General features: G+C 57.2%; 20 protein-coding genes and 4 tRNA genes. 4 read left to right on the forward strand and 20 right to left on the reverse strand.

Going from position 1 to position 17,575, the window contains the following annotated elements:
• Positions 1-18: 18 nt before the first annotated feature.
• A complete protein-coding gene (locus GKG36_RS05395; RefSeq protein WP_097781279.1) occupies positions 19-1,137 on the forward strand; it encodes a foldase in 1,119 nt (372 codons plus the stop codon).
• Positions 1,138-1,200: 63 nt separating this feature from the next.
• On the opposite strand, the gene GKG36_RS05400 is transcribed toward GKG36_RS05395, so the two are convergent.
• The 10 genes from GKG36_RS05400 to GKG36_RS05445 all read right to left on the reverse strand — a co-directional run bounded on the left by GKG36_RS05400 (position 1,201) and on the right by GKG36_RS05445 (position 9,555).
• Positions 1,201-2,970, reverse strand: a complete 1,770-nt coding sequence (locus GKG36_RS05400) for a sugar-binding domain-containing protein (RefSeq protein WP_154259586.1) — start codon at positions 2,968-2,970, stop codon at positions 1,201-1,203.
• A gap of 254 nt (positions 2,971-3,224) precedes the next feature.
• Positions 3,225-4,028: a twin-arginine translocase subunit TatC gene (gene tatC, locus GKG36_RS05405; RefSeq protein ID WP_097781276.1), complete on the reverse strand. Its 804-nt coding sequence runs from the start codon at positions 4,026-4,028 to the stop codon at positions 3,225-3,227.
• Positions 4,029-4,030: 2 nt separating this feature from the next.
• Positions 4,031-4,234, reverse strand: coding sequence for a twin-arginine translocase TatA/TatE family subunit (gene tatA, locus GKG36_RS05410; protein WP_097781275.1), 204 nt, complete (start codon positions 4,232-4,234; stop codon positions 4,031-4,033).
• Between the two features lie 91 nt (positions 4,235-4,325).
• A complete protein-coding gene (locus tag GKG36_RS05415) occupies positions 4,326-4,934 on the reverse strand; it encodes a twin-arginine translocase TatA/TatE family subunit (protein ID WP_097781274.1) in 609 nt (202 codons plus the stop codon).
• A 317-nt stretch (positions 4,935-5,251) separates the two neighbouring features.
• Positions 5,252-6,019 (reverse strand): hypothetical protein, encoded by a 768-nt coding sequence (locus GKG36_RS05420; RefSeq protein ID WP_154259588.1) that lies wholly within the window; start codon positions 6,017-6,019, stop codon positions 5,252-5,254.
• 16 nt (positions 6,020-6,035) lie between these two features.
• On the reverse strand, positions 6,036-6,833 hold the full coding sequence (locus tag GKG36_RS05425) for a hypothetical protein (protein ID WP_154259590.1): 798 nt from the start codon (positions 6,831-6,833) through the stop codon (positions 6,036-6,038).
• A 140-nt stretch (positions 6,834-6,973) separates the two neighbouring features.
• A complete protein-coding gene (nifU, locus tag GKG36_RS05430) occupies positions 6,974-7,417 on the reverse strand; it encodes a Fe-S cluster assembly scaffold protein NifU (protein WP_005937858.1) in 444 nt (147 codons plus the stop codon).
• 2 nt (positions 7,418-7,419) lie between these two features.
• A complete protein-coding gene (locus tag GKG36_RS05435) occupies positions 7,420-8,637 on the reverse strand; it encodes a cysteine desulfurase family protein (RefSeq protein ID WP_005937861.1) in 1,218 nt (405 codons plus the stop codon).
• A gap of 133 nt (positions 8,638-8,770) precedes the next feature.
• A complete protein-coding gene (locus tag GKG36_RS05440; protein ID WP_097777163.1) occupies positions 8,771-9,211 on the reverse strand; it encodes a hypothetical protein in 441 nt (146 codons plus the stop codon).
• A 20-nt stretch (positions 9,212-9,231) separates the two neighbouring features.
• The gene (locus tag GKG36_RS05445) at positions 9,232-9,555 is read right to left on the reverse strand and encodes a rhodanese-like domain-containing protein (RefSeq protein ID WP_097774419.1); all 324 of its coding nucleotides are present in this window, start codon (positions 9,553-9,555) and stop codon (positions 9,232-9,234) included.
• Between the two features lie 129 nt (positions 9,556-9,684).
• On the opposite strand from GKG36_RS05445, the gene GKG36_RS05450 reads away from it, so the two are divergent.
• Positions 9,685-10,143 (forward strand): Rrf2 family transcriptional regulator, encoded by a 459-nt coding sequence (locus GKG36_RS05450; protein ID WP_005937871.1) that lies wholly within the window; start codon positions 9,685-9,687, stop codon positions 10,141-10,143.
• A 70-nt stretch (positions 10,144-10,213) separates the two neighbouring features.
• Positions 10,214-10,289: transfer RNA gene (locus GKG36_RS05455), tRNA-Trp, on the forward strand.
• Positions 10,290-10,421: 132 nt separating this feature from the next.
• Here the strand turns inward: GKG36_RS05455 and GKG36_RS05460 are convergent.
• From GKG36_RS05460 to GKG36_RS05495, 8 genes are all read right to left on the reverse strand, one after another.
• Positions 10,422-10,497: transfer RNA gene (locus GKG36_RS05460), tRNA-Thr, on the reverse strand.
• A gap of 3 nt (positions 10,498-10,500) precedes the next feature.
• A tRNA-Asp gene (locus GKG36_RS05465) sits at positions 10,501-10,577 on the reverse strand.
• A 212-nt stretch (positions 10,578-10,789) separates the two neighbouring features.
• Positions 10,790-10,865: transfer RNA gene (locus GKG36_RS05470), tRNA-Thr, on the reverse strand.
• A gap of 240 nt (positions 10,866-11,105) precedes the next feature.
• The gene (locus tag GKG36_RS05475; RefSeq protein ID WP_005937878.1) at positions 11,106-12,482 is read right to left on the reverse strand and encodes a sigma-70 family RNA polymerase sigma factor; all 1,377 of its coding nucleotides are present in this window, start codon (positions 12,480-12,482) and stop codon (positions 11,106-11,108) included.
• Positions 12,483-12,552: 70 nt separating this feature from the next.
• Entirely contained in the window at positions 12,553-13,512 is a 960-nt protein-coding gene (fabG, locus tag GKG36_RS05480) for a 3-oxoacyl-ACP reductase FabG (protein ID WP_173012890.1), read from the reverse strand.
• A gap of 81 nt (positions 13,513-13,593) precedes the next feature.
• Positions 13,594-13,779, reverse strand: coding sequence for a hypothetical protein (locus GKG36_RS05485; RefSeq protein ID WP_143405584.1), 186 nt, complete (start codon positions 13,777-13,779; stop codon positions 13,594-13,596).
• Positions 13,776-14,258, reverse strand: a complete 483-nt coding sequence (locus tag GKG36_RS05490) for a nucleoside deaminase (protein ID WP_005937887.1) — start codon at positions 14,256-14,258, stop codon at positions 13,776-13,778. Before GKG36_RS05490 ends, GKG36_RS05485 begins: the two co-directional genes overlap by 4 nt.
• Positions 14,259-14,268: 10 nt before the next feature.
• A complete protein-coding gene (locus tag GKG36_RS05495; protein WP_154259592.1) occupies positions 14,269-14,658 on the reverse strand; it encodes a CPBP family intramembrane glutamic endopeptidase in 390 nt (129 codons plus the stop codon).
• Positions 14,659-14,868: 210 nt separating this feature from the next.
• On the opposite strand from GKG36_RS05495, the gene GKG36_RS05500 reads away from it, so the two are divergent.
• A complete protein-coding gene (locus GKG36_RS05500) occupies positions 14,869-15,726 on the forward strand; it encodes a DegV family protein (RefSeq protein ID WP_044953264.1) in 858 nt (285 codons plus the stop codon).
• Between the two features lie 156 nt (positions 15,727-15,882).
• Here the strand turns inward: GKG36_RS05500 and GKG36_RS05505 are convergent, their stop codons facing one another.
• Both GKG36_RS05505 and GKG36_RS05510 read right to left on the reverse strand, forming a co-directional pair.
• A complete protein-coding gene (locus tag GKG36_RS05505) occupies positions 15,883-16,656 on the reverse strand; it encodes a TSUP family transporter (protein ID WP_097774417.1) in 774 nt (257 codons plus the stop codon).
• Positions 16,657-16,708: 52 nt separating this feature from the next.
• Positions 16,709-17,560 carry a serine hydrolase gene (locus GKG36_RS05510; protein ID WP_097774416.1) on the reverse strand — a complete coding sequence of 284 codons (852 nt, stop codon included), beginning with the start codon at positions 17,558-17,560 and terminating at the stop codon, positions 16,709-16,711.
• Between the last annotated feature and the right edge of the window lie 15 nt (positions 17,561-17,575).

The following is a 17,575-nucleotide window of genomic DNA, read 5'->3' on the forward strand; positions in this document are numbered from 1 at the left end:
CATCATAGGAGCATTACCATGAAAAAGAAACTTCTCGCGCTGATCTGCGCACTTGCACTGGTGTTCAGCCTTGTGGGCTGCACCATTTCCGCCCCGGACACCGTGGGCAGCATCGGTGATTTTGAGATCACCTCCGGCATGTATCTGCTGGCACAGTACGGTGCTTACCAGCAGGCCGCCCAGCTTGCCGGCACCGATCAGGACACCACCGACGTAAAAGCCTTCCTGAAAGAGACCATCACCACCGACTCTGACAGCGGCGAGACCGCAGTTGTGAGCGACTATGTGGCCCAGAAAACGCAGGAAACGTTGGAAACGCTGGCCGCTGTGGATGCCCGCTTCAAGGCGCTGGGCGGTGAGCTGACTGCAGATCAGCTTTCCACTGCCGACCGTTATGCCCAGCAGATGATGGACCAGTACGGCGACACCTACACCGCCAACGGCATTGGTCTGGAGACCGTCAAGGCATATGAACGTCTGCAGGTGGAGCACACCGCCCTGCTGGATATGGTCTACGGCCCGGACGGCGAGACCCCGGTGGAGGACGACGAGCTGACCAGCCATCTGGACGACAGCATGTATGAGATCTGCTACATCAGCATCCCGCTGTACAATACCAGCACCTACGCCTTTGCGGACGATGACCAGAAGGCCGAGATGCTCAAGCTGGCACAGGCCGCTGCCGACAGCGTCAACGCCGCAGGCGGCGAGACGGTCTCGGATCAGGTGAGTGTCCTGCATGAGACCGCACAGAATGCCCTGCCGGACATCTACGCTGTGCTGGACGGCGAAACTTCCGACGACAGCGCCAGCGTCCAGACCGAGCTGCTGACCGAAAGCGATGTTGCTTCGGCCTTTACGCAGGATGGCGCAGCCGATGCTCTGCGCAGCCTTTCCTACGGCGAAGCCGCTGCCGTGCAGATCAACAGCCACACCCTGCTCCTGATGGTGCGTGTAGACCCGCTGAGCGTTTCTTCGCTGGACGACCTGCGCAGCCAGATCCTGAGCGATATGAAGGGCGGCGAGCTGGACGACGCACTGGCCGCAGGCGGTGCAGAGCTGGCACACGATCTGGACAGCTCTGCCATGAACAAGCTGCCCGCCAAAAAGATCGTGAACAACAGCGCCAACAGCTGAGAGCTGCTGTAACATAAAACTCCCTCAGTCATCGCTGCGCGATGACTGAGGGAGTTTTTTCTTTCACCGCGTCACTTTTGCGAACTCTGCGGCAAGGGCAGCATTCACCGAGCGGACGGCATTGGCATCCGGCTTGATCTCGGCCCGGTCATAGGTAAACAGACCGTTCACCTCATCTTCCACATCCGTCAGCTGGGTGTACACCAGCGCCGAGAGTCCTTTTTTGAGCTGCGGCAGCACCGTGCCCAATTGCAGCTTTTTGCAGCGGGCGGTCAGGTCTGCGCGGCTCTTGACCGTGCCGTAGCCGTAGGTTTTGCCCGGTGCTTCGTGCCCCGGCATGGGCCATGCAATGCCGCCGTATTCACTCAGGGCCACAGTGCGCTTTCCGGGCTTTACATGCAGCGGATAGAAATAGTTGTGGATGGAGCACACATCTCCGCCGCCCTGATCATACCAACCGCTGGCCTCGTCCACAAGGCGGGTATCGTCCAGCGTGCGGATGGCCTGCACTGCCCCGGCCGCATCAAACTGGCCCCAGCCTTCGTTGAAGGGTACCCAGCAGCCGATGCACGGATGGCAGCGCAGGGCTTCCACGGTGGCTTGCAGCTCTTTGCGGTATGTTTCCCGGCTGGATGCTTTTCCGCGGCTCAGCAGGCCCCAGAGCGGCTCTGCGTCGGGCAGGCGGCGCACAAGGGGCTGCAGCACATTGGTCAGGTAGGTGACGAACCACAGGTTGTATCTGCTGCCGCCGTTCACCATGTCCTGCCAGACCACAAGGCCCAGCCTGTCGCAGTGGTAGTACCAGCGCTGCGGCTCGATCTTGGCGTGCTTGCGCAGCAGGTTGAATCCCAGCGCTTTCACCTCGCTCAGCTCCCGCTCCACCGCTGCATCGGAAGGCGGGGTATACAGGCCCTGCGGCCAGTAGCCCTGGTCCAGCAGGCCGTTGAGCAGGATGGGCTTTCCGTTCAGGCAGAAGCGCAGCACGCCCCGCGCATCCGGCTCACAGCTCCACTTGCGCAGGGCAAAGTAGCTGTGCACGGTGTCGAACTGTTCCTCTCCTCCCTGCGTGGTGCCCACGGTCAGGTCATACAAAAACGGGGTATCCGGGCTCCACGGAAAGAAATGTTCCTCCGGGATGTTCAGCGTCACCTCGCCGTCCCGGTCCGCTTCGTCGCTGCCCCAGTCCTCGGCAATGGTCACGCCCCCGGCCCGCACCACGGCCCACAGGTTCACTGCACCTCCGGGCATGGAAGTATGGGCTTTCACGGTCACGGTGCGGGCATCGTAGTCCGGCGTGACCGTGAGCGACTGGATGTAGTTTTCCGGCACACGCTCCAGCCAGACCGTCTGCCAGATGCCGCTCTGGGCCGGATAGAACATGCCGCCGGGCTTCAGGGTCTGCTTGCCCCGGGCCTGCGTACCGCTGTCCGTGGGGTCCTGCACGGCCACCCACAGGCTGTTGCGGCCCGTATCGTTGAGCTGGGCGGTGACATCCAGTGTGAAGGGCCAGTAGCCGCCCCGATGGCCGCCCACCAGATGACCGTTCACCTGCACCGCACAGGCATCGTCCACCGCGCCGAAGTGCAGCAGCACCCGACCCCCTTCTCCCGGAGGGGGAGCAAAGGTGCAGTGGTAGTGCAGCCACTGGCCGGGCTGCAGGGTGCGGCCCACGCCGGAGGCCTTTGTTTCCGGAGAGTAGGGCACCAGAATGCTGCCGTCCCACGCAGCGGGGTATTCTGCCGTCTGAGTAATGGCGTACTTCCACAGGCCGTTCAGGTTCTCATAGCTGTCCCGGCGCATAGCCGGGCGAGGATATTCCGGGAGTGGGTGCATGGTTTCACCGCCTTTGATTTGTTGGTTTCATTCTAGCACAGGGCGGGTGGCTTGTATAGACTAAGCAACGACGATTTAAAATTGTCTCCGCGTTCGCTTTGGACGAGTTGTGGCACCCAGCGTCTGCTGGCCACGGCCCCACGCGATTACGCTCTGCACCGGAAGCATTTTCCACATACAAAAAGGCTGCTGCACCAAATGGCGCAGCAGCCTTTGCTTTTGCAATGATAAAACAGAAAACCAGAAGTCAGAGCTTACTCTTCGTCCTCATCCTCGTCATCCTCTTCGTCATCATCGTCCTCTTTCGGCTTATAGAAGATGCCGCTCAGGAGAATGCTGATGAAGTACAGCAGCACCATGGGGCCGGCCACCATGCACTGAGACACGATATCCGGCGGGGTGACAACGGCCGCGATAAAGAAGATGATCACGATGGCAACGCCGCGCACCTGCTTGAGCAGCTGCGGGTTGATAATGCCCATCTTGGACAGGATGATGGTGATCAGAGGCATCTCAAACACGCAGCCAAAAATGATGAACATGGTCAAGCAGAGGTTGACATAGCTCTCGATACTGGTGGTGGTCTGGATGTACTCGGCACCCTCGATGCCGGTGCTGAGGAAACGCAGCATGAAGGGCATCATGAGCTTGTAGGCGAACAGCACGCCCACGCAGAACAGGATAAGGCCCAGCAGCATGACCAGCTTGAAGAAGGTGCTCTCGCTCCGTTTCAGACCCGGCCTTGCAAATGCATAGATGTGGTAGAACGCCACCGGCACAGTGACCACCACGCCTGCCAGAATGGAGACGCGGAAATACTGCATCAGCTTTTCCTGCGGGGCAATGGAAACAAACTCGTAATAGTCGCGGCCCATGGCAGTGAGCAGATCGATCAGACGGTCGGCATATGCCAGCGAGACCACAACACCCACCACGAACACCACCGCGCAGATGATCAGCCTGTTCCGCAGTTCTTTCAGATGGCCGGTCAGCGTCATGCTGCCGTCCTCTGCCATGACTTCGGCTTTTTTCTTTTTGCGCTTAACGTTCGTAGCCACAATTACTCCTCGTCTTCGTCCTTCTTGGAAACCTGCTTCTCGGTCTTCTCCGCGGAATCATCGGAGCCTTCCTCGTCCTCCATGCCCTTCTTGAAGCCGTTGATGGTCTTGCCGAACATCTTGCCCAGCTTCGGCAGGTTCTTGGGTCCAAAGATCAGCAGAGCGACGACCAGGATGATCAGCAGTTCGTTAGTACCAATACGCATAATAAAAATCTCCTTTTTACTTTGCCGCGCCGCGTGGCGGGCTTATTGCATGTATCAGGCAACCGCGGGCGCGGGTGCATCCAGTAAGTAATCAGTCCTTCGGCAGAACATCATTCTGACGAGGGTCTTCCTCCACCGGCTCGGCCGCAGGAGCAGCCTCGGCAGCTTCCTGTGCGGGAGCCGCTTCTGCAGCAGGCTCGGCCTTTTCCTCTGCGGGTGCAGCGGCAGGCTCAGCCTTTTCAACCGGGGCGGCGGGTTCTTCGGCCTTCTCGGCAGGTGCAGCGGTCTCCTCAGCGGGAGTGCTCTCCTCTGCCTTGGCGGCAGATGCAGCGTCCTCTTCCAGCTCTTCCACCGGCTCCTCGGTCAGCTCGGTCACTTCCTCGGCGGCTTCCGCCTTGGCAGCTTCCTCCTTGCTGGTCTTGCCGATACCGGTAAAGCTCTTGGTCACATCCTTGACGCTGTTGTCGATATCCTTCTTGATATCGGTCAGCGGGGCAACAGCTTCCTTCAAGGGAGCTTGGATCTCATTCAGCGGCTCCACAACGTTCTTCTGGATCTCCTCAGAAGCAGCGCCGGTGTACTTTTTCAGTTCACGCAGCATCTTGCCGATCTTCTTTGCGTAGACGGGCAGCTGATCCGGGCCGATGAACACGAACGCCACGATCACGATGACGACAAGTTCCCAAAAACCAATTTTCATACTAACTCGTTTCCTTTCCTGTGCGGCGGGACGTTTTCCGGGGCCGACGCACCTGCATTGCAGCGCGTGCCGTGAACCGTTCTTTGCCCTGTTCTTCGTCCGCTTCCGTGGGAGTTCGGCGCTCTTTGCGCCTGTGTTGCCCTACTTATACCGAAAAGTGGTGAACTCATTCTGAACAATATATGAATTTTTCGTGAACGAGTAGGTGAACAGGGTGTTTTTATAAACTTATGATATTTTATAGTCAGTTTATTACAAATCGGATAGGATACAACAGTGCCAACTTTTCAAAACGGCCTGTTCTCACAGTTCAAAAGTCATGCCAGCGCTTTGCGCAATACGTCCGGGCTGACAGAGCACATAAGATTGTAGGCATTCAGTACATCCGTGATAGCCTGACGATTTTGCTGCGTTAATACATAGTCATAGTTCTGATATCCGCTAAATCGGAAAATTGCTTCCTGTGAACTTAATGCATCCCGCAGCAGTTCAATATCGAAATCTTCTGCTCTTGTTACAAAACCCTCCACCCATTTGAGTTTACCCGTATTGATTTTACAAATATCTCGGCCGATCGCACTAAAGGCATCTTGATTATAAGTATATTTGTTATCCCCTACTCGCACGATGACCCTATTTGCATTTAGGAGTTCATCTCCAACATAGACAAAAGAAATCATTAAAACCAGTTCGTCTCTATCACCATAAACACGAATGCTCGGTGCAATCATACATAGCCCTGTATTCAGCGTACTCTCAACATAAGAATCCGATATTGTGTAATTATTTTCTACTCTATCGTGTTCGACATTCAATTTCGCCAGCGCGTCCTTGATGCCAAGAATCTGCTGTGCTTCGGCCAGCACATCAAAATTTGACACGCCCGCTTTAGAAGCATCGTCTAACTGGTTATAAGCATTGACAGCCTTTTCGACTGCACTGCGGTTCTCGCGCGTGACTGTCCCGATCTGTGCAATCAGCGTTTCCACTTCCTGCACCGAAGGCACTGCCGCAAAAGCCCCCATTGGCATTACCATCAGCATTATCAGCACTGTTACAAGGATCGCTGAAATTTTTCTCCGCATTCTTATCTCCTCCTATTCACGATTCAACTTCTGTATACGAAATATCTGCAAGTGCTTTTGCACGCACCTTCTCACTGGCATTCAGATACAGGTAATACGCATTCAACACATCTGTGATAGCCTGTCTATCTTCTTCCGGCATTTCGCATTCTACGAAAACCGGCTTTGCGGTGTTGTATTTTGCGAATGTCAGACCAACTTCATCCGATTCCACAATATCCACTAATGCATCCAAGTCATCTTCTGTCGCAAGGCGAAATGCAGCCTCTTCTGTTTTTTCATCGCCATTCGGAGATATTGTCAGCTTGTCCTTCTGAACATCAGTTATAAACGTTGTGTTTCCATAGGTATATCTATAGTTAACCGTATCAATTTCCACCGTATCCATATCCAGATACGTATCACCTATGTAATCAAACCCTATACATGCTATTGGGTCCACCGACGGACCAAAAACATAAATAACTGGGACAATGCAGCTTTTTCCCTGTTTTTCGTTATTTTCGCAATTGGGGCTTACCCCCATCAGAGCATCACCGCCGTCAAATTCTTCATAATAGAAATTAACTGCATTCAGCGCATCTTGAAGTTCTTTTACCTGCTGTTCTTCGTCTGCCGCAATCTGTTTTGTTTCATCTTCTTTCTCACGAAGTATCTCATAGGGCTGTTTTTCTTCCGCTGTGCTTTCGCTTACAGCCGTACTTTTTACCTCGCTAGTGGAACCAGCAGACACCCCCGCAGAATTGCCACAGGAAGTAAACAGAACAATACATACACTTAACCATGCCATCGCCGCAAGTTTGCATTTTTTCATATTTCCTCCTTTTTTGAAAAGGCAACAATCTTTTCTCTATTATATCATTTTTCAATATGCTGTAAAGGATTCCCATTTCCACAAAAAAGAAGCCTGCCATCGGGCACATTGTCCAATAGCAGGCTTCCATAATGCGGGGATCAGTGGCCGCAGCTCTCGCAGTGGTCGCAGTCCTCTTCGAGCTTACCCACGATGGGTTCCGGATCGATGCCCTGACGGCGGTAGTAGTCGGACAGAGCAGCCTTGACGGCCTGCTCGGCCAGAACAGAGCAGTGCACCTTGATGGGAGGCAGACCTTCCAGAGCTTCCACAACGGCCTTGTTGGTCAGCTTGAGCGCCTCGTCGATGGTCTTGCCCTTGATGAGGTCGGTGGCCATGCTGCTGGTGGCGATGGCGGCACCGCAGCCGAAGGTGAGGAACTTGACATCCACGATCACGTTGTTCTCGATCTTCAGGTACATGCGCATGATATCGCCGCACTTGGGGTTGCCCACTTCGCCCACGCCGTTTGCGTCGGGGATCTCACCCACATTGTGCGGATTTGCAAAATGCTCCATGACCTTTGCGCTATACATGCTTGCCATAATTACTGCTCTCCCTTCAGGCTGAACTGGCGGGCCGTGTTCTGGCCCTGCAGCCACATACAACTCATAGCACGGCGGCGGGGAATCACTTCCTCCAGCACGTCGCACAGATATTTTGCTTCTTCCATGGTGTTCTGCGGGCCAAAGGTGAACCGCATGGAGCCGTGGCCGATCTCCTCAGGCACGCCGATGCTCAGCAGGACGTGGCTGGGGTCCAGACTGTCGGAGTTGCAGGCAGAGCCGGTGGAGGCGCAGATGCCGTGCATATCCAGATCCAGCAGGATGGTCTCGCCTTCCAGACCCGGGAAGCTGATGTTCACATTGTTGGGCAGACGGGGGCTGCGGCCGCCGTTCAGGCGGGCTTCCGGGATGTTCTTGAGGACGCGGTCAATGACATAATCGCGCAGCTCGCTCTCGTGGGCCATGCGCTCATCCAGATGCGCAGTGGCGATCTCCAGTGCCTTGCCCATGGCAGCAATACCAGCCACGTTCTCGGTGCCTGCACGGTGGCGGGCCTCCTGACTGCCGCCATCGATCAGGTTCTGGGGCCATACGCCCTTGCGGCAATACAGGGCACCCATGCCCTTGGGGCCGTTGAACTTGTGGGCGCTCATGGACAGCATATCCACGCCCAGTTCCTTCACATCCACGGGGATGGCACCCACAGCCTGCACCGCGTCGGTGTGCATCCACACACCGTGCTTGTGAGCGACCTCGGCGATCTCCTTGATGGGCTGGATGGTGCCGATCTCGTTGTTGGCCATCATGATGCTGACCAGCGCGGTATCGGGACGGATGGCAGCTTCCACGTCCTCGGGACGGATGTAGCCCTCGGCGGTGGGCTTGATATAGGTCACTTCAAAGCCCATGCGCTCCAGTGCAGCCATGCTGTGCATGATGGCATGGTGCTCGAAAGCGCTGGTGATGAGGTGCTTTTTGTTCTGGCGTGCCTTGGTGAAGGCGGTGCCCTTTACGGCCCAGTTGTCGGCCTCGGAGCCACAGCTGGTAAAGAAGAGCTCAGCCGGACTTGCATTGATGGCCTTTGCCACCTGCGCACGACCGGTGTCCACGAATTCCTTAGCCTCATAGCCCACACTGTAATGGCTGCTGGGGTTGCCGCAGGCACCGCTCAGGGCTTTGACCATCATTTCCAGTGCCTCGGGAGCACAGGGAGTGGTGGCAGCATTATCCAGATAAACCACTTTTTCCATGTTTTCCATAGGAATGATCCTTTCTTATTGAACGCGTCTGCGGGAGCCTTGAATGCCCTGTGCAGATGCGGAATCCTTTCAACGGATAAGTTATACCATATCATTCCCTAGTATGTCAATATGAATACTGGATTTTCGTGATTCAGTCACCTTTTTTGCCCTTTCCGGTCAGTTTTCCCAGTACCACCTTCCACTTGGGGTAGCCCCAGCGCTTATCCTCGGCAAAATCGTCCGCCAGCTTCCACGGAAAATTGCTGCCGTCAAAGTAAAGATTGCCCGTCTCGTCCACGCGGTCCAGCTTTTTGGGCAGATACGCCTCGTCGTAGTAGCTCTTGCGGCGGTCGGGCAGCACCCAGTGCAGGGTGCCGTCCTCGTCCATGCCGGATGCCCATACGCCGAACACGAAGGTTGCGGCTTCGCCGTAGCAGTGCTGCTCAAAGCGGATGGCACCATCGTAATAGAACTTGATGACCTCCAGCGTGCCGGATTCCTTTTTGCCGTCGCGGCCCAAGGTGGGGCGGTAGTCCTGCTGGTAGCGGCAGCCGCAGTGACTGCCGGCAAAATCTTTTGCGTGGAACGACATGGAGTGATCCTTCTTTCTTTTTAAAAATGCCCTTCAAAGTCGCCCTCAATCTCATAGGGCCAGCTCAGGATGCCGCCCAGATCGTACAGGCGGGTGTAGCCAAGGCTTTCCAGCTTGCGCACGGCATCGGCACTGCGGCGGCCGGTGCGGCAGTAGATCAGCCATACAGCGTTCTTATCCGGCAGCACCTCAGCCGCACGGCTCAGCACCTGACCCAGTGGCAGCAGCTTTGCGCCGGGGATGTGGCCCACGGCAAACTCGTCCGGCTCCCGGACATCTACAGCAGCCGCCTCGTGTGCATCCAGCAGACGGATGGCATCGGCAGCCGTGATCTTCTCACTCATACTCTCACTCCTTATAATATCCTCTTATCCATCCTATGATAACAGACCTTTTTTGTTTGCACAAGAGGATACCTTTGCAAAATCCGAGCAACGTGCTATACTATAGGAAGCAATAAGGAGAGGATCGCCATGAAATTTTCGACCAAAAGCCGTTATGCCCTGCGCCTGATGGCCGAGCTGGCACGTTATGCGCCGGGCACCACCGTGAGCCTGAAGGAGATCAGTGAGCGGCAGAACCTGAGCCTGAAATATTTGGAGCAGATCGTGACCCCGCTGGCCCGTGTGGGCCTTGTAAAAAGCGAGCGCGGCAGTCAGGGCGGCTACCGCCTGACCAAAGCCCCTGCCGACTACACCGCCGGCGAGATCCTGCGCGCCATTGAGGGCAGCGTGGCACCCATTCCCTGCCTTGGCAGCGAGACCAACGAGTGCCCCATGTGGGAGCAGTGCTTCACCCTGCCCTTCTGGACCGGCCTTGATGAGGTGATCAACCAGTATATCGACAGCGTAACGCTGGAACAGCTTTCCAGCCAGCTGCCTGCATCCGATAAAAAAGAAGGCTGTTGCAGCTGCGGCACGAAAAATGCCTGAATCTTGAAAGAAATGCTTGACATTCGCCTTTGCATCGGCTATAATAACAAAGCATTCAGCGAATGCCTATAGGGGTATAGCTCAGCTGGTAGAGCAGCGGTCTCCAAAACCGCGTGCCGTGAGTTCGAAACTTACTACCCCTGCCATAAACGCACAGGTTCTTCGGAGCCTGTGCGTTTTGTTTTTGTACTCAAAGCAATCCGCACTCCGTCAGCCTGCTTTTGCAGTCATACAACAAAAAAACACCCCGAAGTCCTAAGGCTTCGAGGTGTCTGCTGTGGAGCTGCTATCCAGATTCGAACTGGAGACCTCATCCTTACCAAGGATGCGCTCTACCAACTGAGCTATAGCAGCAAATGGCGACCCGGATCGGGCTCGAACCGACGACCCCCAGCGTGACAGGCTGGTGCTCTAACCAACTGAGCTACCGGGCCATGATCGCTCAAGTTTCGCGCGGCGCTTACCGCCGGAACGTGCTTTATTATATCGAAAAAGCGTCCGCTTGTCAAGCATGAATTTACGAAAAACGCAAAAAAGCCTGAAAGAGCCGTTCAAAGCCCGCTCTGCCCTGTTCCGGACCCGCACAGCAGAAACGATCTACAAAAGAAAAACGCCCCGAAATCTTTCGACTTCAGGGCATCTGAGCTGGAGCTGCTATCCAGATTCGAACTGGAGACCTCATCCTTACCAAGGATGCGCTCTACCAACTGAGCTATAGCAGCGCAATCACAGCTCAGTTATAATACCACAGTTTCCACCGTTTGGCAAGAGGTTTTTGCAAAAAAATCTGGATTTTTGCAAAAAAGTCGTTTTTTACGAAAAAACTCCCCCAGTCTGCTTACGCAGACAGCCCCCTCGGAGATGGGGCCTTTGGCAGTACGGACAACTTTCCGGTTTTGCCAAGGGCTCCCTCTCTGAGGGAGCTGGCATCGCGCAGCGATGACTGAAGGAGTCTTACTTTATCACTCGATCAGGCCGTTCAGCAGGGACAGGCACTTGCGGCTGTGCAGCTTGCGGATCGCCTTTGCCTCGATCTGGCGCACACGCTCACGGGTAACGCCAAAGTCACGGCCAACCTCTTCCAGCGTACGGGGACGGCCATCGTCCAGACCAAAGCGCAGGCGGATGACCTTCTCTTCACGAGGGGTCAGGCTCTTGAGAGCCAGATTGATCTGCTGTGCCACCATGGCGCGGTCTGCGGCCTTGCCAGGGGCTTCGGCGTTTTCGTCTGCGACGAAATCGCCCAGAGAGGAATCTTCTTCCTCACCCACGGGGCTTTCCAGACTTGCCGGCTCCTGTGCCATGCGCTGGATCTCGCGCACACGCTCCACGCTCATATCCATGGCCTTTGCCAACTCTTCCGGGGTCGGCTCGTGGCCGTTCTGGTACACCAGCTGGTTGGTGGCCTGACGCATCCGGTTGATGGTCTCCACCATGTGCACCGGAATGCGGATGGTACGGGCCTGATCCGCAATGGCACGGGTGATGGCCTGACGGATCCACCAGGTTGCATAGGTGGAGAAGCGGAAGCCGCGGTCACAGTCGAACTTCTCGGCAGCCTTGATCAGGCCGATGTTGCCCTCCTGGATCAGATCCAGGAATGCCAGATTGTGGCCCACATGCTTTTTGGCAATGGACACCACCAGACGCAGGTTTGCTTCGCTCAGGCTGCGGCGGGCGTTCAGGCCATCGCGGCGGGTCTTGAGCAGCTCAGCGCGCTTTTCGTCGCTCAGGGGGCCGTTCTCCACAGCCTCCATAGCTTCCTCTTCGGCAGCCTTTTCCTCGGCATCCTCGCTGGGCTTCTCGTTGCCCTCCTCGTCCAGATCTTCGGTATAGCTGCGGCTGTTCTCATCCTCTTCAAACGAGAAACGGGCGCTGTTCTTTTTGATGTACTCCGGCCCGCCGTACTTCTGGCGGTCGGCCTGCAGGATGTGCGCCGCCTCGGCACCGGCATGGATGCGGCGGCTCAGCTCCACCTCCTGCTCCGCGCTCAGCAGCGGGATCTGGCCGATCTGCTTGAGGTAGTTCTTAACGGGGTCGTCCAGCAGTTCGTCCATGGCAGCCTTCAGGTCTGCAGGGTTCTCCTCGCTCTGCTCTTCCTCGTCCTCGCTGATGCCCATATCATCGTTGTTGTTCTCGGCATTCTCGACCTCGGCCATGATGCTGTCCACATCCAGCGTAGGCTCTGCATCCTCTTCCAGAACCTTGATGCCGCGTTCTTCCAGAAGGGTGTAGAGCGTTTCCTCATCCATTCTGCACTGTGCAGCCAGCGCCTTGGCCTCCTTGGCCGAAATGGTGCCTTCGCCTTTCGTCAACAGTTCCTTTAAAGTCATGCCCATTTTGCTCTCTCCTTCTTGCTCCGGGGATGCTCCCGCCGGGGGAAATCCTGTAATAAAGTGTTCCTGCGCATCAGATCACAAGTCCTCCGTTCACGCCGAACACCTGACCGGTGATGTAGCCCGCACCCTCGCCGGCAAGGAACACCAGCAGCTGCGCCACTTCGTCTGCGCTGCCAAGACGGCCCACAGGGGTCTCTTCGGCCAGCGCGGCCTTATCCTCGGCGGTGAATGCTGCCATCATATCGGTATCAATGACCCCGGGCGCAACACAGTTCACTGTGATGCCGCTTGGGCCTTCTTCTTTGGCCAAAGCCTTGGTCAGGCCGATCAGGCCTGCCTTTGCTGCAGAGTAATGCACCTCGCAGCTGCCGCCGGTCTGGCCCCACATGCTGCTCACGGTCAGGATGCGTCCGGCCTTGCGGCGGATCATACCCGGCAACGCCAGCTGACACAGGTGGAACGCACCGGTCAGGTTCACGTCCAGCATATGCTGCCACTCTTCCGGGGTGATGTCGGTGAACAGCTTCTGCTGGGCGATGCCCGCATTGCTCACCAGCACATCCACACGGCCCAGTGCCTGTTCTGCGGTGCGGAACGCAAGCTCGCAGCTGGCGCGGGACGCCACATCGCACTGCACGGCGGTGATGCCGGGCAGCTGTTTTTCCAGCTCTGCAGCGGCTTTGGCATTGCTGTGGTACAGCACCGCCACGCGGTAGCCCGCCGCATAGAACGCCCGGGCCGCAGCGGCACCAATGCCGCGGTCGCCGCCGGAGATCAGCACACAGCGGCCATTGGCTGCTGCCTGCACGGTAGGTGCCGGTGTTTTCTCCGGCTCTTCCTGCACAGGCTCCGGCATTTCCGGCTGCGGCGCAGGCTGGGGCTTTTCCAGCACCATCACCCGGGTGGGTTCGTCCACCACGGGTGCTGCCGCCTTTGGCTTTGGCGGTACGGGCGGCTCCTGTGCAGCCTGTTCCGGCTGCGGCTCCTCACCCGACAGATTGAACGTCAGTTCAAATTCATCTTCGTACAAGAGTATAGTCCTCCTGTCGTGATCTCTGCACTGCAAAGGTATGCCGTGCAGGAGATGTCTGTGCGGCCCATCGCCGTCCGTTCAGCGTCCATTTCTTATCCGGTCAAAGTCCGGTGCTCGGCGCGGCAGACAGCTGCATAAGATGGGTTTCGACAAAACACCATTAAATAATATAGCACAATTTGCCGAAAAAAGAAAGTGGAAGCCGCCTACTTTTTCACGCAGCTTCCACTTTTTTACGGTTTCTTCATATTCCATGCCGGTCATACAGGCGGTTTCCACTTCGGCCGGGCCGCAAGCCGTGCCCGCAGATCCTTGAAAAACGCCTGCAACAGCTCCTGTGCTTCCTCTGCGCGCAGCCCCTGCTCTACCACCGGGTGGTGGTTGAAGGGCATTGCAAACAGGTCAGTCACACTGCCGCAGCAGCCCGCCTTAGTGTCTGCCGCGCCGTATACCACCCGCCGGATACGGCTGTTGATGATGGCCCCGGCGCACATGGGGCACGGCTCCAGCGTGACGAACAGCTCGCACTCCCACAGCCGCCAGCCGCCCAGCTTTTTGCAGGCGGCATCAATGGCCAGCAGCTCTGCATGATGCAGGGCGTTTTTTTCGGTCTCGCGGGTGTTGTGGGCGGCAGCTACCACTTCGCCGTTGCGGGCCACCACGGCCCCCACCGGCACCTCGCCCAGTGCAGCCGCCTTGCGGGCTTCTTCCAGCGCAAGGCCCATCAGTTCAGAATCGGTCATAGGTTCCCCTTTATCCTGCTGCAAAAACCAGCAGATTATTCAATGTATGCAAAAGCATCCCCGGCCATACCCTGCCGGTGCGTTCACGAAGTGCGCCCAGCACAAGGCCGCAGCCAAGCGCCCACGCCATGCCCGCCGGGGTGCCGTGCTGCACCGCAAACAGTACCGCCTGCAGCGCCGCGGCCTGCCATCTGCCCAAGGGCTGCGCCAGCTGCTGGATGACCCCGCGGAACACCAGTTCCTCCACGACAGGTGCAGCGATGCAGTGGTACACAAAACTCAGCGCCCGCACATCCCACGCCGGGGCAGGCAGAAATGCCAGCACTTTTCCTGCCAGCAGGTAGGCCAGTGCGCAGCCGAACGCAGCCAGCAGCGCCCTTGTTTTTGCCTTTTGCTCCATGGCCTGCCCTCCCTGCCGTGCGGTTCTCAGCGCCTATCTTATCATAAGCAGCGGCTTTTACGCAAGTATTTTGCGCTGGGACGAAGCAATTTTCGCTCAGGTAATTGACTTTTCCCTGTGGATTCTGGTATAATGTTTCCCGACGTTTTGTTGCAAAGCGTCGGGAAACATGACTTGAATTTGTTTTTACCGGAAATCCGGAGGTATTTTATGATCCGTATTCTCACCGATTCTGCGTCCGACATCCTGCCCGCCGAAGCCGAGCAGCTGGGCGTGACCGTGATTCCTCTGAACGTGACGCTGGAGGATGGCAGCATCCTGCGGGATGGCATCGACATGACCCCAACCGAGTACTATGCCCATCTGGCCAGCTGCCGCAAGCTGCCCACCACCAGCCAGCCCAGCCCGGAGCTGTTCGAGAAGTTCTATCTGGAAGCCGCTGCCGCCGGGGACGAAGTGCTTGGCATCTTCCTGTCCCACGAGCTGTCCGGCACATGGCAGTGCGCAAAGCTGGCCGCAGACCTCGCCAATGTAGACAACGTGCTGTTTGTGGACAGTGCCACCGTGTGTCTGGGTGAATCGCTGCTGGTGCGTCTGGCCGTGCAGCTGCGTGACGCAGGCAAGACGCTGGTGCAGATCGCCACCGATCTGGAGCACGCCAAGGAGCACCTGCATCTGGTTGCCGCCATCGACGATCTGAAGTATCTGCGCAAGGGTGGCCGTCTGCCTGCCGCTGTGGCCGTCGCGGGCGGGATGCTGGGCATCAAGCCCCTCATCACCATCAAGGACGGTAAGGTAGCCATGGCCGGTAAGGCCCGCGGCCTGCCCGGTGCCTATGTGGCCCTGTTCAAGAAGATCGAAGAGCTGGGCGGCATCAGCCCGGACTTTGCCGCTGTTGCCGGTTATTCTTCCAGCCTGCGGGAAGTGCAGCCCATCGAGAACTACTTCCGTGAAAATCTGCACATGGGCGAACCGCTGGTGCGCCAGATCGGCTGCGTCATCGGCACCCACGCAGGCCCCGGTGCATTTGGTCTGGCATTCTTTGACAAAGGGCTGGTGCTGGAATAAGCGACCACCGAAAAAAGATCATCCGAGCAAAGTCGGGCAGCCTGCGGGCTGCCCGACTTGTTTTTTTGCAGCGGGAAACGGGCGCAAACTCCCTCAGTCAAAACCTGACGGTTTTGCCAGCTCCCTCGGAGAGGGAGCCTCTGGCGCGCCCGGCGCTCACAGCACTGCGTCCGAGATGAGCTTGCCCAGCAGCAGCACCAGCACCACCAGCATCATAGGACGGATGAAGCGCGCACCCTTTTTCAGGGCGAAATGGGACCCCAGCAGGTTGCCCAGAATGTTGCTGACGGCGCAGGGGATGCCGATGTGGAACACCACCAGACCGTTCATCAGATAGGTGAACAGGCTGGCGTAGTTACTGGCAAGATTCAGCACCTTGCCGTTGCCGTTGGCGGTGCGCAGGTCAAAGCCCATCAGGGTGGTAAAGGCAATGATGGCAAAGGTGCCGGTGCCCGGGCCCACGATGCCGTCGTACAGGCCGATGCCCAAGCCGATGCCCAGCGCCAGCAGGATCTTTTTCAGGTTCAGGGTGCCGTCGTCCCGGTTCTGGTCCGGCAGGTCGCGCTGCCACAAAATGACCACTGCCGCCACTGGCAGGATGAGGAACATCATGGTGCGCAGCAGTTCATCGCTGAGCAGCAGCACGATATGTGCCCCCAGGGCACTGCCCGCAAAGCTGCCAATGGCTGCAAGGATGCCCACCTTCAGGTTCATTGCACCGTTTTTGAAAAAGTTGGCTGTGGCAAAAGTGGTGCCGCAGGCGGCGCTGAATTTGTTGGTAGCATAGGTGTAGTGGGGCGGAAGCCCGGCAAACAGATAGGCCGGCAGGCTGATAAGACCGCCGCCTCCGGCTGCCGAATCCACAAAGCCTGCAAAGCCCGTCATCAGAACGAGAAACGCCATCATCCATGGCGAGAGCGTGATACCCATTGTTATAATTCCTTTTATTTTTCCAATTTTGTTCTTTGGGAGAACGTGCGTCTCAGGACAGGGACAGTCGGCCCTCACAGGCCAGCACCTGATCCAGGATCATCCGCGAGACGCGGGCACCGTACACCATGGCGGGGTGTTCATTGTACTCGATGATATCGTGAAAATCCTTGTTCATCAGCACGATGACATACTCGCCGTAGGGGGTGTGGACGATGCCGCCGTCGTTGCGGCAGGCGTTCATGCTGCCGCTCTTGCTGGCTACCCAGATCAGCTCCGGCGCGCCGGTCTCCTCGCAGTCGAGGTAATACTGCGGGAAGTCGTGGGTCAGCATGGTGTTGTAGTGCTGCTGGCGCAGGATGGCAAGCATCTCCGCGCTGGCTTCCCGGCTGACAAGCTCCCCTTTTGCAATGCGGGCGAACAGCGCCGCGTAGTCGCGCGGCGTGGTGGTGCCAAGCCGGCGGTAGCGGTCAAAGTGCAGCGGATTGTGCAGCACAGTATGCGCAAAGCCCAGCTCCCGGATGCAGGCGTTGATGGTATCCAGTCCCAGATAGTCGATGATCATATTGGTGGCGATGTTGTCCGAGCAAATGATCATCATGGTGGCGGTGTCCTTCACCTTGAGCTTTGCGCCCACGCCCAGCGCGCGCAGCATACCGCTGCCGTCCACGAACTGGCTCTGCTCATAGGTGATCTCTTCGGCAAGGTCTGCTTTGCCGCGCTGCGCCTGCAAATACAATGCAGCGAGAATGAACGCCTTGATGGTGGATGCCGTCTCAAATTCTTCGTCCGCGCCCACCTCCACGGTATGGCCCTGCAGGTCGTCCACGAACACGCTCATTTTGCCCTGATAGCAGTACAGCTCCGCAGCAATGCGCTTTTCCAGCGTCATGTTTTTATCCATATCGGCATATTCTCC

Origin of the sequence: Faecalibacterium sp. BIOML-A1, from assembly GCF_009679715.1 — a bacterium.
GTDB lineage: Bacteria > Bacillota > Clostridia > Oscillospirales > Ruminococcaceae > Faecalibacterium > Faecalibacterium taiwanense.

Excerpts from the sequence above, each read along its gene's own strand:
- GKG36_RS05425 (WP_154259590.1), bottom strand. The coding sequence starts at position 6,833 with ATGAAAAAATGCAAACTTGCGGCGATGGCATGGTTAAGTGTATGTATT.
- GKG36_RS05445 (WP_097774419.1), bottom strand. The coding sequence starts at position 9,555 with ATGAGTGAGAAGATCACGGCTGCCGATGCCATCCGTCTGCTGGATGCA.
- GKG36_RS05510 (WP_097774416.1), bottom strand. The coding sequence starts at position 17,560 with ATGGATAAAAACATGACGCTGGAAAAGCGCATTGCTGCGGAGCTGTAC.
- GKG36_RS05500 (WP_044953264.1), top strand. The coding sequence starts at position 14,869 with ATGATCCGTATTCTCACCGATTCTGCGTCCGACATCCTGCCCGCCGAA.
- GKG36_RS05440 (WP_097777163.1), bottom strand. The coding sequence starts at position 9,211 with ATGTCGTTCCACGCAAAAGATTTTGCCGGCAGTCACTGCGGCTGCCGC.
- GKG36_RS05475 (WP_005937878.1), bottom strand. The coding sequence starts at position 12,482 with ATGGGCATGACTTTAAAGGAACTGTTGACGAAAGGCGAAGGCACCATT.
- GKG36_RS05505 (WP_097774417.1), bottom strand. The coding sequence starts at position 16,656 with ATGGGTATCACGCTCTCGCCATGGATGATGGCGTTTCTCGTTCTGATG.
- tatA (WP_097781275.1), bottom strand. The coding sequence starts at position 4,234 with ATGCGTATTGGTACTAACGAACTGCTGATCATCCTGGTCGTCGCTCTG.
- GKG36_RS05490 (WP_005937887.1), bottom strand. The coding sequence starts at position 14,258 with ATGACCGATTCTGAACTGATGGGCCTTGCGCTGGAAGAAGCCCGCAAG.
- GKG36_RS05420 (WP_154259588.1), bottom strand. The coding sequence starts at position 6,019 with ATGCGGAGAAAAATTTCAGCGATCCTTGTAACAGTGCTGATAATGCTG.
- GKG36_RS05400 (WP_154259586.1), bottom strand. The coding sequence starts at position 2,970 with ATGCACCCACTCCCGGAATATCCTCGCCCGGCTATGCGCCGGGACAGC.
- nifU (WP_005937858.1), bottom strand. The coding sequence starts at position 7,417 with ATGGCAAGCATGTATAGCGCAAAGGTCATGGAGCATTTTGCAAATCCG.
- GKG36_RS05450 (WP_005937871.1), top strand. The coding sequence starts at position 9,685 with ATGAAATTTTCGACCAAAAGCCGTTATGCCCTGCGCCTGATGGCCGAG.
- GKG36_RS05485 (WP_143405584.1), bottom strand. The coding sequence starts at position 13,779 with ATGACCGGCATGGAATATGAAGAAACCGTAAAAAAGTGGAAGCTGCGT.
- GKG36_RS05495 (WP_154259592.1), bottom strand. The coding sequence starts at position 14,658 with ATGGAGCAAAAGGCAAAAACAAGGGCGCTGCTGGCTGCGTTCGGCTGC.
- GKG36_RS05395 (WP_097781279.1), top strand. The coding sequence starts at position 19 with ATGAAAAAGAAACTTCTCGCGCTGATCTGCGCACTTGCACTGGTGTTC.
- GKG36_RS05435 (WP_005937861.1), bottom strand. The coding sequence starts at position 8,637 with ATGGAAAACATGGAAAAAGTGGTTTATCTGGATAATGCTGCCACCACT.
- GKG36_RS05415 (WP_097781274.1), bottom strand. The coding sequence starts at position 4,934 with ATGAAAATTGGTTTTTGGGAACTTGTCGTCATCGTGATCGTGGCGTTC.